The sequence below is a fragment of the Halomonas sp. Mc5H-6 genome (genome assembly GCF_024124705.1).
Lineage (GTDB): Bacteria > Pseudomonadota > Gammaproteobacteria > Pseudomonadales > Halomonadaceae > Vreelandella > Vreelandella subterranea.
On sequence record NZ_JAMXSI010000007.1, the window covers coordinates 38248 to 52471 of the forward strand.

Annotated in this window: 15 protein-coding genes; 8 read left to right on the forward strand and 7 right to left on the reverse strand. The window is 59.0% G+C overall.

Annotated features, from left to right (window positions below; translation table 11 throughout):
- Positions 1 to 49: 49 nt before the first annotated feature.
- Genes rlmH through NH395_RS11310 form a run of 4 tightly spaced genes read right to left on the reverse strand, consistent with a single transcriptional unit; the run spans position 50 to position 2919 of the window.
- Positions 50 to 517: a 23S rRNA (pseudouridine(1915)-N(3))-methyltransferase RlmH gene (gene rlmH, locus NH395_RS11295; RefSeq protein ID WP_253024868.1), complete on the reverse strand. Its 468-nt coding sequence runs from the start codon at positions 515 to 517 to the stop codon at positions 50 to 52.
- Positions 514 to 894 (reverse strand): ribosome silencing factor, encoded by a 381-nt coding sequence (gene rsfS, locus NH395_RS11300; RefSeq protein WP_253024869.1) that lies wholly within the window; start codon positions 892 to 894, stop codon positions 514 to 516. Before rsfS ends, rlmH begins: the two co-directional genes overlap by 4 nt.
- Before the next feature lie 55 nt (positions 895 to 949).
- On the reverse strand, positions 950 to 1615 hold the full coding sequence (gene nadD / locus NH395_RS11305; RefSeq protein WP_253024870.1) for a nicotinate-nucleotide adenylyltransferase: 666 nt from the start codon (positions 1613 to 1615) through the stop codon (positions 950 to 952).
- Positions 1612 to 2919, reverse strand: a complete 1308-nt coding sequence (locus NH395_RS11310; RefSeq protein ID WP_253024871.1) for a glutamate-5-semialdehyde dehydrogenase — start codon at positions 2917 to 2919, stop codon at positions 1612 to 1614. Before NH395_RS11310 ends, nadD begins: the two co-directional genes overlap by 4 nt.
- 192 nt (positions 2920 to 3111) lie before the next feature.
- On the opposite strand from NH395_RS11310, the gene NH395_RS11315 reads away from it, so the two are divergent.
- Complete coding sequence (locus NH395_RS11315; protein WP_253024872.1) at positions 3112 to 3966, forward strand: hypothetical protein; 855 nt, start codon at positions 3112 to 3114, stop codon at positions 3964 to 3966.
- The gene (locus tag NH395_RS11320; RefSeq protein WP_253024888.1) at positions 3963 to 4895 is read left to right on the forward strand and encodes a diguanylate cyclase; all 933 of its coding nucleotides are present in this window, start codon (positions 3963 to 3965) and stop codon (positions 4893 to 4895) included. Before NH395_RS11315 ends, NH395_RS11320 begins: the two co-directional genes overlap by 4 nt.
- 39 nt (positions 4896 to 4934) lie before the next feature.
- Here NH395_RS11320 and NH395_RS11325 read toward each other — a convergent pair whose 3' ends face one another.
- From NH395_RS11325 to mpl, 3 genes are read right to left on the reverse strand one after another with little or no spacing between them, the layout of a single operon-like run.
- A complete protein-coding gene (locus NH395_RS11325) occupies positions 4935 to 5558 on the reverse strand; it encodes a LysE family translocator (protein ID WP_199825210.1) in 624 nt (207 codons plus the stop codon).
- Positions 5559 to 5561: 3 nt separating this feature from the next.
- On the reverse strand, positions 5562 to 6209 hold the full coding sequence (locus NH395_RS11330; protein ID WP_092828708.1) for a flavin prenyltransferase UbiX: 648 nt from the start codon (positions 6207 to 6209) through the stop codon (positions 5562 to 5564).
- Positions 6209 to 7594, reverse strand: coding sequence for a UDP-N-acetylmuramate:L-alanyl-gamma-D-glutamyl-meso-diaminopimelate ligase (gene mpl / locus NH395_RS11335; RefSeq protein ID WP_253024889.1), 1386 nt, complete (start codon positions 7592 to 7594; stop codon positions 6209 to 6211). The genes NH395_RS11330 and mpl overlap by 1 nt, the downstream gene beginning before the upstream one ends.
- A 208-nt stretch (positions 7595 to 7802) precedes the next feature.
- Between mpl and NH395_RS11340 the strand changes: the two genes are divergently transcribed.
- The 6 genes from NH395_RS11340 to NH395_RS11365 all read left to right on the forward strand — a co-directional run bounded on the left by NH395_RS11340 (position 7803) and on the right by NH395_RS11365 (position 14208).
- Positions 7803 to 8189, forward strand: a complete 387-nt coding sequence (locus tag NH395_RS11340; RefSeq protein ID WP_253025117.1) for a glutaredoxin — start codon at positions 7803 to 7805, stop codon at positions 8187 to 8189.
- A 270-nt stretch (positions 8190 to 8459) separates the two neighbouring features.
- A complete protein-coding gene (locus NH395_RS11345; protein ID WP_253024890.1) occupies positions 8460 to 10037 on the forward strand; it encodes an ABC transporter substrate-binding protein in 1578 nt (525 codons plus the stop codon).
- A gap of 98 nt (positions 10038 to 10135) precedes the next feature.
- Positions 10136 to 11182 (forward strand): ABC transporter permease, encoded by a 1047-nt coding sequence (locus tag NH395_RS11350; RefSeq protein WP_253024891.1) that lies wholly within the window; start codon positions 10136 to 10138, stop codon positions 11180 to 11182.
- The gene (locus NH395_RS11355) at positions 11179 to 12120 is read left to right on the forward strand and encodes an ABC transporter permease (RefSeq protein ID WP_253024892.1); all 942 of its coding nucleotides are present in this window, start codon (positions 11179 to 11181) and stop codon (positions 12118 to 12120) included. Before NH395_RS11350 ends, NH395_RS11355 begins: the two co-directional genes overlap by 4 nt.
- A gap of 7 nt (positions 12121 to 12127) precedes the next feature.
- Positions 12128 to 13144, forward strand: a complete 1017-nt coding sequence (locus NH395_RS11360) for an ABC transporter ATP-binding protein (RefSeq protein WP_253024893.1) — start codon at positions 12128 to 12130, stop codon at positions 13142 to 13144.
- Entirely contained in the window at positions 13141 to 14208 is a 1068-nt protein-coding gene (locus NH395_RS11365) for an oligopeptide/dipeptide ABC transporter ATP-binding protein (protein ID WP_253024894.1), read from the forward strand. The genes NH395_RS11360 and NH395_RS11365 overlap by 4 nt, the downstream gene beginning before the upstream one ends.
- Positions 14209 to 14224 lie beyond the last annotated feature (16 nt).

Below are 14224 nucleotides of genomic sequence, written 5' to 3' on the forward strand. Positions count from 1 at the left end.
TGACTAACTCTTATTCAATCGATGACGGGCATCCAGCTGCCTGAATAACTCAACGATGGTAGGGATGCCCCACCAGCAGCGTCCAGGCGCGATAAAGCTGCTCGGCGAGCATAATACGCACCAACGGATGAGGTAAGGTGAGCGGCGATAACGACCAGCGTTGCTGGGCCATCGCCGACACGGCAGGATCAAGCCCGTCGGGCCCGCCAACCAGCAGCACTACATCCTGGCCTTGCAGCCGCCAACCGTCGGCTTGCCGGGCGAGCTGCTCGGTGGTCCAGGCCTTGCCATCGACCTCCAGCGCAACCACATGTTCGTTGCCCCGCAGCTTGCCGCGAATACGCTCCGCTTCCTGCTCCCGAGCCCGGGCAATATCGGCATTTTTACCACGCTGCCCCAGCGCCACCTCTTCGATATCCAGGCTGAAATCTTTTGGCAGGCGCTTGCGGTAGGTTTCTACGCCCTCTTCCACCCAGGCGGGCATTTTACTGCCCACCGCCAATAGGCGGATTTTCATGACATGCGTGCCGGCTCGTCACGTGGCGAAAGCTCACGCAGCCCAGTATCGCTGGGCAAGTCGGCCCATAAACGCTCCAGATCGTAAAGGGCGCGTGCGTCAGGCAGCATGATATGAACAATCACGTCGCTCAGGTCAACAAGCACCCAGTCGGCATTATCTCCGCCCTCGACGCCCCGCGGGGACAGCCCGGCCGCCTTGGCTTTTTCCACCACGTTCTGGGCCAGGGCAGCAACATGGCGGGTAGACGTACCGCTGGCAATCAACATGATATCGGCAACATCGGTCAGCCCAGTGACGTCCAACTGAGCGATATCACGAGCCTTCAGTTCTTCCAGCGCATCAAGCGCTACGCTCTTTAATGTATCGATGTGCATATCTCCTAACGATAACCCCGTGTAATGCGCTTTTTGAAGCGGGCCATTGTAACGACTAATGAGCGGACTGCCAGCGCTGATACAGCCCTTCGCGTAAAATGGCACGTTCCACCGCCTCAGGTACCAGAAAGCGAATGCTTTTTCCCTGCTCCAGCGACTGACGGATATGGGTCGCTGAAATGGCCATCGCGGAAGGCAGCGTGACGCGCAACACCTGCCCATGAGGTGAGGCCATCAAGCGGAATACGCTATCGACTTCACGCTCGCCCAGCAGTTCCATCAGGGGCGTCGACGGCGCCTCGGCATGGCCGGGTCGGGCGATCACCACCAGGTGGGCAAACGCAAACAGCTGTTCAGGCTTGTGCCATTGATCAAGCCGCAAAAACGCGTCCCAGCCAATCGCCATGACCAGCCGCGCCTGTTCGCCATACTCGTTTCGCAACGAACGCAGGGTATCCACGCTGTAGGAAGGACCATCGCGCTCAAGCTCTCGCGCATCGGCCTCAAGACCCGGCGTATCACCAATGGCCGTTTGTAACAATTCAAGCCGCTGTTGCGGCGATACCTGCGGCGTATCGCGCAAAGGCGGCTGCGGCGCAGGTATCATGTGGACCCTGTCCAGCCCCAGGGCATCACGCAGCTCTACCGCGCTACGCAAATGACCGTTATGCACCGGGTCAAAGGTGCCGCCGAGCATCGCAATACGGGGTGGATGGGTCATTCGCGAACCTGACCACTGCCCATGACCACATACTTCTGGGTCGTCAAGCCTTCAAGGCCTACCGGCCCACGGGCATGCAGCTTATCGGTCGAAATGCCGATCTCGGCGCCTAGACCGTATTCGAACCCGTCGGCAAAACGGGTAGAGGCATTAACGACCACCGAGCTCGAGTCCACTTCCGCCATAAAACGGCGGGCCAGCGAATAGTCTTCGGTCACGATGGCGTCGGTGTGATGCGACCCATAACGCTCTATATGGGCGATGGCCTCATCGATGTCGCCGACAATCTTGATCGCAAGTATCGGCGCCAGGTACTCGGCGCTCCAGTCATCGTCGCTTGCGGGAAGCGCCTGGGGAAGCAGCGCCTGGGTTTGTTCGCAGCCGCGCAACTCGACCTCATGCTCGGCGTATTGACGAGCCAACTCGGGCAGCAAGAGATCGGCAATCGCCGCATCTACCAGCAGCGTTTCCATGGTGTTGCAGGTGCCATAGCGGTGGGTCTTGGCGTTGACCGCAATTGCCAGTGCCTTGGCCGGGTCCGCCAGGCTGTGGATATAGACATGACAGACACCGTCGAGGTGCTTGATGACCGGTACCTTCGCCTCCCGGGCAATACGCTCGATGAGCGACTTGCCACCACGGGGAATAATCACATCGATATAATCAGGCATGGTGATCATCGCCCCCACCGCTTCACGGTCACTCGTGGCCACTACCTGGACGCTTCCGGATGGCAGCCCTGCATCATCAAGCCCTTCCTGAATACAGCGGCTAATGGCCGCATTGGACGCATGCGCCTCGGATCCGCCTCGCAGCACACAGGCATTGCCCGCTTTAAGGCATAAGCTGGCGGCTTCAAGAGTCACGTTAGGGCGCGACTCGTAGATGATGCCGATCACGCCCAGGGGAACACGCATTTTCCCTACCTGAATACCGCTCGGGCGGTAGCGCATGTCACTGATTTCACCCACCGGGTCGGGCAGCGCAGCCACCTGGTTCAGCCCCTCGATCATGGCGTCGATACGCCCATCGCTGAGGGCCAGACGGTCCAGTAATGCCGCGTCCAGGCCGTTTTGCTGGCCTTTAGCCAGATCTTCGCTGTTGGCCGCCAGCACCTCCGTGCGGGCCGCATCCAGGCGCGCGGCCATGGCATACAGCGCACGGTTTTTCTGACCTGAATCAGCGCGGCGCAGCTCACCCGCCGCCTGCCGAGCGGCTTTGCCCAGCGATTGCATATAGGCGGCGACATCGCCAGCCTCAAGGGATAGCTTTGCATCGGCGTCGAACGATGTTGAAACGCTCATGCGATCTCCATAAATTCCTCGGTGGGCGTAAGCCACCCGGTCATATTTAGCCTCTAGGTTAGGCGGCATGCTAAGCTATTTTAGCGCTATACTAAGGGCTAATTTAACACTTTTCGCCACCTTTCTGATGACGATTTTACGCATATCACGCTCACCATCACGCATCTCTCCAAGGGTTGATAGTAAGCCACCATGCAAAATAAATACAAAATACGCCTATTGAGAGCCAATCTGTTGGCAGCGGCCGTGGTGCTTGCCCTATGGACACCCTCTGCACCGCCGTCTGCGGCATTCGTGCTGTGGCTATCGGTGGGCTGGTTGTTCATCACGGCCCTGCTGCTGGACTTCAGCCACCGCTACCCGCGTGGTCGCCCGTGGCAGTTGTTACCGGGCGCACTTCTACTCGGGCTGATTGCCGCCGCACCGGAACGTCACGGCCTGCTGATCTGGGCCTGGGCGGCCCTGTTCATGTTACCGCAAATGAGTTGGGTGGCCGCGTTCAACATAAGCGCTGCCCTACTCAGCAGTGTACTGGTTGCGCCACAGTTATCGACACCCGCCTGGCTATTAATGGTCATTTCACTGGCGATCCTGTGCGTCCTGGCACTGGCACGTGCGCAACAGTTGATCGATATGAACGGAGCAATTCGCCAACGCTTGCGACTCGTTCCGGGCTTGAACCTCTGGGCTGGCGAGCAACTGGTAAGAGACATCCAGCGGGAGCAGACGCGTTGCGCCCGGGAAGGCATTTATGGCGAGCTAATCGTCCTGCATGTAAAACGCCATCAACTGTGGCCAACAGCCAAAAAACTCTGCGAACTTACCCACGACTTCGAAAATGTCTACCGCCTCGATGGCACGACCCTGGCAACGTTAATGCTGTCACGCTCGGCGCCCGAGGCCCATGAGCGTTACCAGTCATTAATCAATGCGTTACCCGACAACACCATCGCCAACCCGATCGAATTAATGGATGTGCCCCCCAACCCCTCAACGCTTCAAACGCTGACCCAGCGGCAGGCAAGCGAATGGCGAGGCCAGCCATGACCCGGCATCATTTCCCCCGACAGTTGGTGACGCTTGCGTATATAGCCAGCATCGCCTTGATGGGCAGCTATGCGGTTTGGCTTTATGCCATGGGCGAGTATCGCGACCTCGTCATTCCCAGCTTTATGATCCTGCTCCTGCTGGCCGCCTTTCTGCTCCATCTGGGCCAGGACATGCGCGCTCACCTACCGAGGCTGGTGCTGCTTTTTTGCACCTATGCAAGCGTCATCGGCGCGCTTTATTACCAACCCGAGACCCCGCTGATCTGGATCGGCTTGCCGATGACCGCCGCCTTCCTGCTGCTTCCGCTGATGGGTGCGGTCTTGTTGCACCTTGCATTGATTCCACTCTGGTGGTTGATGCCTGCCCTCGCCCAAGCATCGCCCACCCTGGTGATGGGTTACGTGGCGCTGGTGCTTTTGCTGGCACTTCCGCGCTGGGAGCACGCGCGTCGCCGTGCACTGCTGAGAGCCACCGACCCTAATGACAGCGAGTGCGAGGCCTACCACATCGACACGCTTAAAGAGCGCTTGCACAGTGAATACCAGCGGGCCGATATGCTCAACCAACGTTTGGCAGTACTGGTCATCCATTTACCCCAGCGCGACATGGCGGAGGAACAGTTCGGCGCCCGAGCCGCCCAGGCATTGCTCAGCGCCTTGTGCACCGAGGTCTACAGCTGCTGTCGCGACCACGACCTGCTGGGCCGTGCCGACAATGCCACTTTCTGGCTAGTGTTACCCGACACCAGCGAAAGCGGTGCGCTGCTGGTCCGGGACCGCCTTCAGCGCGCCCTTTCCCGGCGCGTGTTGGTCGAAACCGGACAGTGCGAGGCGCGCATTGCCGCCTGCCTGCCCTGCCCCAAAGAAAATTTTGAACACTATCTTCAACGCCTGGAAAACCGGGGCCGCGCACTAGCAACCCCCTGACAGACGAACGGCCTTATCAGCTTATTGTTGGCGCTGCCCTTATCCCAGCGCCAGCCATATCCCCACCCCGATCATCAAGGTGCCGGCGATGCGGTTCAACAGGCGGACATTGCCGCTTTTACCCAATACACGACGCAGTGTTTTCCCGCCAGTGGCATAAACCAGCATACTGGCAAACTCGATGGTCAATATGACGGCGATCAGCGTAATCAGTTGCTGGCCGAGAGGTCGGCTGCTATCCAGGAAAGGCGGCAGCAGCACCATGAAAAACGCCCACCCTTTGGGGTTGGCGACGGCCGTTAAAAACCCCTGGAGTGCCAACTGCCATCGCCCTGCCGGTGGGCCAGCTTCAAGCTCATTGGGAATCGCCATGCGCCCTCTCGAGCGCCACATCATGATGCCGATATAGGCCAGGTAGGCACCGCCCACCCACTTGAACGCCATAAACAGCGCTGGCTGGCGGAGCATCAGTGCCGCCACGCCCGCCCCTGCCGCCGCGGCCACCAAGCCGACCCCGATCAATTCGCCGACCATCATCCATAGCGCGCGCTTGACGCCCTGGGTCATCCCCAGAACCATCGCCAGGGTCATGCACATGCCCGGCGTTAACGACACCAGCAAGAACGTCGGTACAAACACCGAAAGCGTGGCCCACGACATCATTGGCTATCCATCCTTGGTCGTTGAAGCAGACAATTGATCTTCCCCCCAGCGGGGCATGAGTTGGTGCTCGATTCCCAACTGATTGAGAATACGCGCCACAATAAAGTCGATTAAATCCTCGATCGATTGAGGACGATGATAGAACCCCGGCGCTGCTGGCAGGATGACCACGCCCAGCCGACTCAGGGCGAGCATGTGCTCAAGGTGAATGGGGGAAAACGGGCTCTCACGCGGCACCATCACCAGGGTACGCCGCTCCTTCACCGCCACATCAGCGGCACGCTCGATGAGATTGTTGCTGGCACCGGTGGCCACCGCAGACAGCGTGCCGGTGGAACACGGGCAGATCACCATGGCGGACGGCGCGCCAGACCCTGACGCCACAGGCGCCATCCAGTCTTCACGACCAAAACAGCGAATTTGCCCCGCCGCCGCGCCGCTGCGCTCGCTCAGCGCCGCGGCGAGCCGCTCTGGCTGAGCAGGAAGAGTAACCTCGGTTTCGGTGGCGATCACCATATGGGCGGCTTTGGAGATCATCACCCAGACTTCATGATTAGCGGCTATCAATACATCAATCAGCCGAAGCCCGTACTGTGCCCCCGAGGCGCCGGTCAGCGCAACGGTGACCGGTGGCTTGAAAGTCGCGGCCATTATGCCTCCTCCCCGGCGGCTAAGGCGCTTATCAAGCGCTCATGAACGCCCTCGAAGCTGCCGTTCGACATCACCACGATACGATCCTGAGGCGACGCTTGGGTGACGACCGCGCTCACCAAGGCGTCGATATCATCGTAAAGCGTCGAATGCGCCTGGGCGTCCACCAGTGTCTCCATCGACCAGGCCACGCTGGGCGGCTGAAACCAGAAAATCGCATCGGCTTGCGCCACGCTTTCCATCAGACGTTCACGCATTGCCCCCAACCGCATGGTATTGGAACGCGGCTCGATAACCGCCAGCAGGCGCCCTTTTGGCGTTGCCGCCCTGAGGCCCTGAAGCGTCGCCGCAATGGCGGTGGGGTGATGGGCAAAATCATCGATAACCTGAATGCCGTTGACCTCACCGCGCACCTCCTGGCGGCGGCGCGGGGTTTCAAAGCGCGCCAGGGCGGCACAGCCTCGCGCCAGGTCGACCCCACACTGCCAGGCAGCGGCCAATGCCGCCAAGGCATTGCGCGCATTGTGCTCGCCGGTCAAGGCCCACTCCACCACGCCATCTTCTTCAATCTTGCTTTCGTGGTCGCGATAGATGACCTGAAAACGGCTTGCATCATCGCGCTCACTGCGCAACTGCCAAGCGCTTTCCGGGTGGTCGCCCACATAATCGACCGGCGTCCAAACGCCCTGATCCAGCACACGCTCAAGCGCTGGCTGCCCATCGCCAACCAATAGACACCCCCGGCTGGGCACGGTGCGCACCAGATGGTGGAATTGGCGCTCGATGGCGGCAAGGTCGGGGAAAATATCCGCGTGGTCGTATTCCAGGTTATGCAGCACGGCAATATCCGGGCGATAGTGAACGAACTTGGAGCGCTTATCGAAAAACGCCGTGTCGTACTCGTCGGCCTCCACCACAAAAGGCGCATCCAGCGACCCCAGCCGGGCCGAGACATTAAAATTGCGTGGCACACCGCCGATCAGAAACCCCGGCGATAACCCTGCACTTTCCAGCAGCCAGGCTAACAGGCTGGCGGTGGTGGTTTTACCGTGTGTGCCCGCCACGGCGATCACCCGCCGACCCGGCAACACATGCTCTGCCAGCCACTGGGCGCCAGATGTATAGGGGAGGCCGCTGTTCAGCAAGGCTTCGACTTCTTCATTGCCACGGGAAAGCGCATTGCCTACCACCACCATATCGGGGGCTGGCTGCAGGTGCGCGGCCCGGTAGCCTTCCATCAGGCTGATCCCTGCTTCTTCCAACTGGGTGCTCATCGGCGGATAGACATTGGCGTCGGAGCCACTCACCTGATGACCCAACTCCCGGGCGAGCAGCGCCAAACTGCCCATGAAAGTGCCGCAAATTCCGATAATGTGCAGATGCATCGCTACGCCTCTAAACAACCCAAAAACAGCTGGCAAGCCTAGCACGCCCAGCCTCTTGGCTCACCTGTCTTGAAGGGAGGCAATGCCACCAGGGAACCATCCTCCAGTGACAACGTCACTTAGATATTGCAGGATGCCGGTCAACCAACACACCTACGCTTGCCACTACTCCCATCGAGACGGCAAGCACGACGACGAGGGTTACTTTATGCGCATGCTGATACGCTACTTTTTCCGCGGTCTCCGCGTGGTGCTCGCACCGATCATGATGATATCCGAGAAACTTTCGACCCCACAGTCGGTAAAGCGCTCGCCTGAAGAACAGGCCAAGGTAGACGAAGCCTGCAATAGCCTGGCGTTGTATCAGTTCCGCACCTGCCCATTCTGCATCAAGGTGCGCAAGGAAATGGCCCGCCTGGGGCTGACGATCGAAAAACGTGATGCCCAGCTGGACCCTGACCACAAGAAGGCACTGCAGGAAGGTGGCGGCCGCGTCAAAGTTCCGTGCTTGAAAATTGCCCACGAAGATGGACGCGAAGAATGGCTGTATGAATCCGATGAGATCAATCGCTGGCTACATCAGCGGTTTGGCTAGTTTGAAAACCTGTCTGGGTGCCCTTTCCCAACCACTTCTTTGGTCTTAACTCCTCTTTGTAACGCTCGCCACTGCCTGCCTCATTCATATGGTGAATGAGGTCAGTCATTATTTCGATTGTAGAAAGCCATCGCCTCTCACTATGTTAGACGCGTAGCTTTCGAGCTGACCGTGTCTGTTTTGCTGCTTTGAACACGTCTCCGTAACGTCTTCAAAGCCGGAGAAAAAGCAGCAAAGCAAATAAACAATATCCTTATACAGGGAACGATAATGACGTTTAAAAAAACGCTACTGGCTTCTGTGGTTGGCGCAACACTTGCCAGTACAGCCCTACTGTCCACCGCCGCTCAGGCTGAAAACACGCTGCGCATGGCCTATGATGCTGATCCGGTATCGCTGGATATTCATGAACAGCTTTCGGGCGGGATACTGCAGCTGTCGCATATGACCCACGACCCGCTCGTACGCTGGAACGATGCCCTGGAGTTCGAGCCGCGCCTGGCCACTGACTGGGAACGCATCGACGACAACACCATGCGCATGTCGCTGCGCGAAGGGGTTGAATTCCACAGCGGAAACGCCTTCACTGCCGACGATGTGGTCTGGACCATCGAACGTCTCAAGCGCAGCCCTGACTTCAAGGCCATTTTTGATCCGATCGAAAGCGTCACCGCTGTTGACGACTACACGGTAGAGATCATCACCAAGACCCCCTATCCGTTGCTGTTGAACCTGGCGACTTACATCTTCCCCATGGACAGTGCCTTCTATTCAGGGGAAGCCGAGGACGGTGACCCGAAAGACGAAATCGTCAAAAACGGCAATTCCTTTGCCTCACGTAACGTGTCAGGCACCGGCCCTTATACCATCGCTGATCGTCAGCAAGGCGTACGTACCGAGTTCGAACGCAACCCCAACTACTGGGACACAGAATCTCCGGGCAATGTCGATAACATCATCCTCACGCCCATCAGTGAGAACGCGACCCGCGTGGCGGCACTGCTTTCCGGCGACGTTGATTTCATCGCCCCGGTTCCGCCCAATGATCTGGACCGCGTGCGTCAAAGCGACGACGTCCAGCTAGTGACGATGTCGGGCACGCGCATCATCTTCTTCCACATGAACCAGGACCGCGTCGAGGCGTTCAAGGATCCACGCGTACGCCAGGCCTTTGCCTATGCCGTCAATCAGGAAGCCATTGCTGACCGCTTGATGAAAGGCTTTGCCACACCGGCCGCACAGTTCTCGCCGGAAGGTTACGCCGGTCATGTCGAAAGCCTGGAGCTGCGCCACGACCTGGAGCGTGCCAAGGAACTGATGGCCGAAGCAGGCTACGAAGACGGCTTTGACATCACCATGATGGCGCCCAACAACCGCTACGTGAACGATGCCAAGATTGCCCAGGCCGTGGCGGCAATGCTGGCCCGCATTAACGTCGACGTGGATCTGAGCACGCTTCCCAAAGCGCAGTACTGGGGTGAGTACGACGACCGTGCCGCCGACATGATGCTGATTGGCTGGCACTCGGATACCGAAGACAGCGCCAACTTCCATGAGTACTTGACGGCCTGCCCGGATCCGGATACCGGCGCCGGACAGTACAACGCCGGTAACTACTGCAATCCAGAGCTCGACGCGCTGGTAGCCGAAGCCAATGTGGAAGTTGATCGCGCCAAGCGTGCAGCGATGCTTCAGGAAGTCGAGCAAACACTGTACGACGAAGCCGCGATTCTCCCGCTGCACTGGCAGGACCTGGCCTGGGCGTCGGCCAATCACGTCAACATCGAGCCGGTGGTCAACGTGATGAACTTCCCCTACCTGGGTGATCTGGTCATGGACGCCGAATAAGGCCTCCAGTGCATTAACCCAGCGTCATCCGACAAGCTCGCCCCGAGGTTATCCGCTTCGGGGCGAGTTATCCCTGTTTTACTGACGGAAACGTTCTCATGATCGCCTTTTTGGTTAAGCGCCTTTTCCACGCGCTGCTGGTGATGTTCGTCATCAGCATCATTGCCTTCGCTATACAAGATAACCTGGGCGACCCGATTCAGCAGATGGTCGGCCAGTCGGTACCGGAGAGCCAGCGTGCCGAACTGCGTGAAGAGCTTGGGCTCAACGACCCTTTCCTGGTGCAGTACGCACGCTTTGCAATCAACGCGGCACAGTTCGATTTCGGCTATTCGTACGTCTTCAACCAGCCTACCACCGAGGTCATTGCGCGCCATCTACCGGCGACGCTGGAGCTCGTGGCCGCGGCTACCTTTTTAATCATCACCCTGTCGGTGCCGATTGGCGTCTATAGCGCCATCAAGCCTCGCGCCTGGCTTTCCCGCTTTTTTATGGGTATCTCGATTGTCGGCATTTCGATCCCGGTGTTTCTTACCGCCATCATGCTGATACAGCTGTTTGCCATCGGCGTTAGCTGGACTCCTTTCCCCGCTGATAGCGCCTGGGGCAGTTGGCTCAATGATTTGATATCCACGGACGGCGGCATGCCCGCTTACGGCCGAGGCAACCCAGTCCCCGTGTTTGGCACCTGGGAAACCAACTTTGCCAGCCTTGAGGGGCTGACTTACCTGGTGCTCCCCGCCGTTTCACTGGCTTCGATCATGCTGCCGCTGTTCATTCGCCTGATCCGCGCTGAAATGCTCGAAGTGATGCAGTCCGACTACGTCAAGTTTGCGCGGGCCAAGGGCATTTCCATGCGCCGCATCTATTTCCTGCATGCCTTGAAAAACACCATGTTGCCGGTCATCACCGTCGGCGGCGTGCAGATTGGTACGCTGGTGGCTTACACCATCCTGACCGAAACCGTTTTCCAGTGGCCTGGCATGGGGCTGATGTTCCTGGATGCCATCGAGCGTTCTGATATTCCGCTCATAGTGACCTACCTCATGATCGTGGGCCTGATATTTGTGATCACCAACACCATTGTCGACCTGATTTATGGCCTGGTTAACCCCACCATCAAACTCACCGGAAAGCCCGCATGAATGTTTCTTCTTCCGCGCTTCCCAGCCGCTGGGAACGCTTTCGCGACTCGTACCTGTTTTACAGTTTCAAACGCGACATGGTCGCTCAAATCAGCCTGCTGGTGTTCGTTGCCCTGGTCGCTATCGCGGTTCTGGCGCCGTGGCTTTCGCCCATGACCCCCTATGACCTGGCACAGATCGACATTCTCGCCTCGGAGCTGCCGCCGTTCTGGGTCGAGGGTAGCGACGCACAGTACCTGCTGGGCACCGACGCCCAGGGCCGCGACATGCTCTCGACGATTCTGTACGGCGCGCGCGTATCGCTGATTATCGGTTTTGGCGCCGTGGCCCTCCAGGCGCTGATCGGTGTCTGTTTTGGCCTGCTCGCCGGCTATCTGGGGGGCCGGATCGATGCGTTCCTGATGCGTCTCGCCGATATCCAGCTGTCGTTCTCGACCCTGATGGTCGCAATTATCGTCGGTGCGCTGGTCAAGGCAATTTTTGGCGGCGAGACGTTCAGCGCCTACGCCGTGCCGCTGCTGGTGCTGATTATCGGCCTCGCGGAATGGCCCCAATATGCGCGTACCGTGCGCGCCTCGGTGCTCGCCGAGAAGAACAAGGAATACGTCGACGCCGCCCGCGTCATGGGGCTCAGAAGCAAACGCATCATGTTCCGCCATGTGCTGCCCAACACCCTGTCGCCGATCTTCGTCATTTCGACGGTACAGATTGCCAACGCCATCATTTCAGAAGCCGCCCTGTCGTTTCTCGGCCTGGGTATGCCCGAAACCCACCCGTCGCTTGGCTCGCTGATCAAGTCGGGGTTCGACTATATCCAGTCGGGCTCCTGGTGGATCACGCTCATTCCCGGGGCGGTACTGGTGGTACTGGTCTTGTCCATCAACCTGCTGGGCGACTGGCTCCGTGACGTTATGAACCCGCGACTCTACAAAGGCTGAGGACACCATGGCACTACTGGAAGTGACAAATCTGGACGTGCGCTTCGGCCTGCGCCAGGGCGAAGTGCGCGCACTGCGCGACGTCAATTTTACCCTTGAACGTGGCGAGCGCTTAGGCATTGTCGGCGAATCTGGCGCCGGTAAATCCGTGGCCGCGTTTTCACTGCTCAACCTGATTGCCAAGCCCGGCTTTATTGCCGGGGGCAGCATCAACTTCGAGGGCAAGACGCTCAACACCATGTCCGAGCGTGGCCTGCGCAAGGTACGTGGCAACCGCATCTCGATGATTTTCCAGGACCCGATGATGACCCTGAATCCGGTCCTGTCCATCGGCGAACAAATGGTCGAGTGCCTAAAGGCCCACCGGCGTATTTCAAGCAAGGAAGCCCGCGCCATTTGCCTGGACAAACTGCGCCAGGTACAGATTCCTTCGCCGGAAACCCGCCTGGACCAGTACCCCCACGAACTCTCCGGCGGCATGCGCCAGCGGGTGATCATCGCCATCGCGCTACTGCTGGACCCGGATATCATCATCGCCGATGAGCCCACCACGGCGTTGGACGTGACCATTCAGGCCGAAATCATGGCGTTGCTGCTGGAGCTCTGCGAGCAGCACAACGTCGGCTTGATTCTGATCACCCACGACCTCGGGGTGGTGAGCCAAGTCACCCAGCGCATGCTGGTCATGTACGCCGGTCGCGTGATTGAGCAGGGACCCACGCGGGAGATCATCAACGACCCGCAGCACCCCTATACCCAAGGGCTGATCAACGCCCTGCCGCAGATGGCAACGCCCGGCGAAAGGCTCAATCAGATCCGCGGCAGCATGCCGTCGCTTTCAAACCTGCCCAGCGGCTGTGCGTTTCACCCGCGCTGTAACTTTATCAATCGCGCCGATGGAAAGCCCCGCCCTGCCTGTATCGAGCAGGTTCCCGGCTTCGTCGAGTCCGGCAACTGCCGCGTGGCGTGCCATATGGTCGCTGAAATGCTTGAAGACCGCCGCTTGAAGGAGGAAACCTCATGACCGCGCCTGCTGAGGCCATGGCGGCCCACCCGACGCCGACCCAGAACGAGAAAAGTGACGACTCGCTGCTGCAGATTCGCGGCTTGAAAAAGCGCTTTTCCTTGTCGGGCGATTTTCTTGAACAGCTTCGCTTCAAGGGTGGCAAGCTGGTCCGCCACCAGGAATACGTGCATGCCATCAACGGCGTTGACCTGGATATCAAACGCGGCGAAGCGCTGTGTGTAGTAGGTGAGTCGGGCTGTGGTAAATCGACCGTTGCACGTATGGTCATGGGGCTGATCACTCCGTCAGAAGGCGAGATTCGCTACGGCGGCGAGCGCATAGACAACCTGAGCTCGCGGCAACTGCTGCCCTACCGCAAGCGCATGCAGATGATCTTCCAGAACCCCTATGCATCGCTCAACCCACGCATGACCATCCAGCAAACGCTGGAAGAACCGCTACGGCTGCACCATCCGGATTGGCATCGGGAGAAAATCGAAGCCAAGGTCGAAGACGTCATGCAGTCCGTAGGCATTGACCCGGACTGGGGCAAGCGCTTCGGCCACGAATTTTCCGGCGGCCAACGTCAGCGTATTGCCATTGCCCGTGCCCTGGCCGTCGACCCTGAGTTCATCGTTGCCGATGAGCCCATTTCCGCGCTGGACGTCTCCATTCAGGCCCAGGTACTCAACCTGCTGATGGAAGCCCAGCAAGAGCGCAACCTGACCTATCTGTTCATCACCCATGACCTGGCAGTCGTCGAGCATTTCGGGACCCGTGTTGCCGTCATGTACCTGGGCACTGTATGCGAAATTGCTACCACCTCGACATTATTCGCCAAGCCACGCCATCCTTATACTCAGGCGTTGCTGTCGGCGATTCCAAGGCTTGAAGACGACCGCCCCCAGCACATCCGGCTCTCCGGCGAAGTACCTACACCGGTGAATCTGCCCAGCGGCTGTGTGTTTCATGGCCGTTGCCCCCATGCCAATGCGCGCTGCAAACAGGAAATTCCTGTCCTGCAGACACAGGATGACGGCACGCGTGTTGCATGCCACGCTGTTGAAGAAGGCCGTCTATGAGGCGGTCGTCGGACCT

Coding starts and splice junctions, on each gene's coding strand:
- NH395_RS11365 (WP_253024894.1), top strand. CDS start 13,141: ATGACCGCGCCTGCTGAGGCCATGGCGGCCCACCCGACGCCGACCCAG.
- NH395_RS11350 (WP_253024891.1), top strand. CDS start 10,136: ATGATCGCCTTTTTGGTTAAGCGCCTTTTCCACGCGCTGCTGGTGATG.
- NH395_RS11325 (WP_199825210.1), bottom strand. CDS start 5,558: ATGATGTCGTGGGCCACGCTTTCGGTGTTTGTACCGACGTTCTTGCTG.
- rlmH (WP_253024868.1), bottom strand. CDS start 517: ATGAAAATCCGCCTATTGGCGGTGGGCAGTAAAATGCCCGCCTGGGTG.
- NH395_RS11330 (WP_092828708.1), bottom strand. CDS start 6,209: ATGGCCGCGACTTTCAAGCCACCGGTCACCGTTGCGCTGACCGGCGCC.
- NH395_RS11320 (WP_253024888.1), top strand. CDS start 3,963: ATGACCCGGCATCATTTCCCCCGACAGTTGGTGACGCTTGCGTATATA.
- NH395_RS11345 (WP_253024890.1), top strand. CDS start 8,460: ATGACGTTTAAAAAAACGCTACTGGCTTCTGTGGTTGGCGCAACACTT.
- NH395_RS11310 (WP_253024871.1), bottom strand. CDS start 2,919: ATGAGCGTTTCAACATCGTTCGACGCCGATGCAAAGCTATCCCTTGAG.
- NH395_RS11360 (WP_253024893.1), top strand. CDS start 12,128: ATGGCACTACTGGAAGTGACAAATCTGGACGTGCGCTTCGGCCTGCGC.
- NH395_RS11340 (WP_253025117.1), top strand. CDS start 7,803: ATGCGCATGCTGATACGCTACTTTTTCCGCGGTCTCCGCGTGGTGCTC.
- rsfS (WP_253024869.1), bottom strand. CDS start 894: ATGCACATCGATACATTAAAGAGCGTAGCGCTTGATGCGCTGGAAGAA.
- NH395_RS11315 (WP_253024872.1), top strand. CDS start 3,112: ATGCAAAATAAATACAAAATACGCCTATTGAGAGCCAATCTGTTGGCA.
- mpl (WP_253024889.1), bottom strand. CDS start 7,594: ATGCATCTGCACATTATCGGAATTTGCGGCACTTTCATGGGCAGTTTG.
- NH395_RS11355 (WP_253024892.1), top strand. CDS start 11,179: ATGAATGTTTCTTCTTCCGCGCTTCCCAGCCGCTGGGAACGCTTTCGC.
- nadD (WP_253024870.1), bottom strand. CDS start 1,615: ATGACCCATCCACCCCGTATTGCGATGCTCGGCGGCACCTTTGACCCG.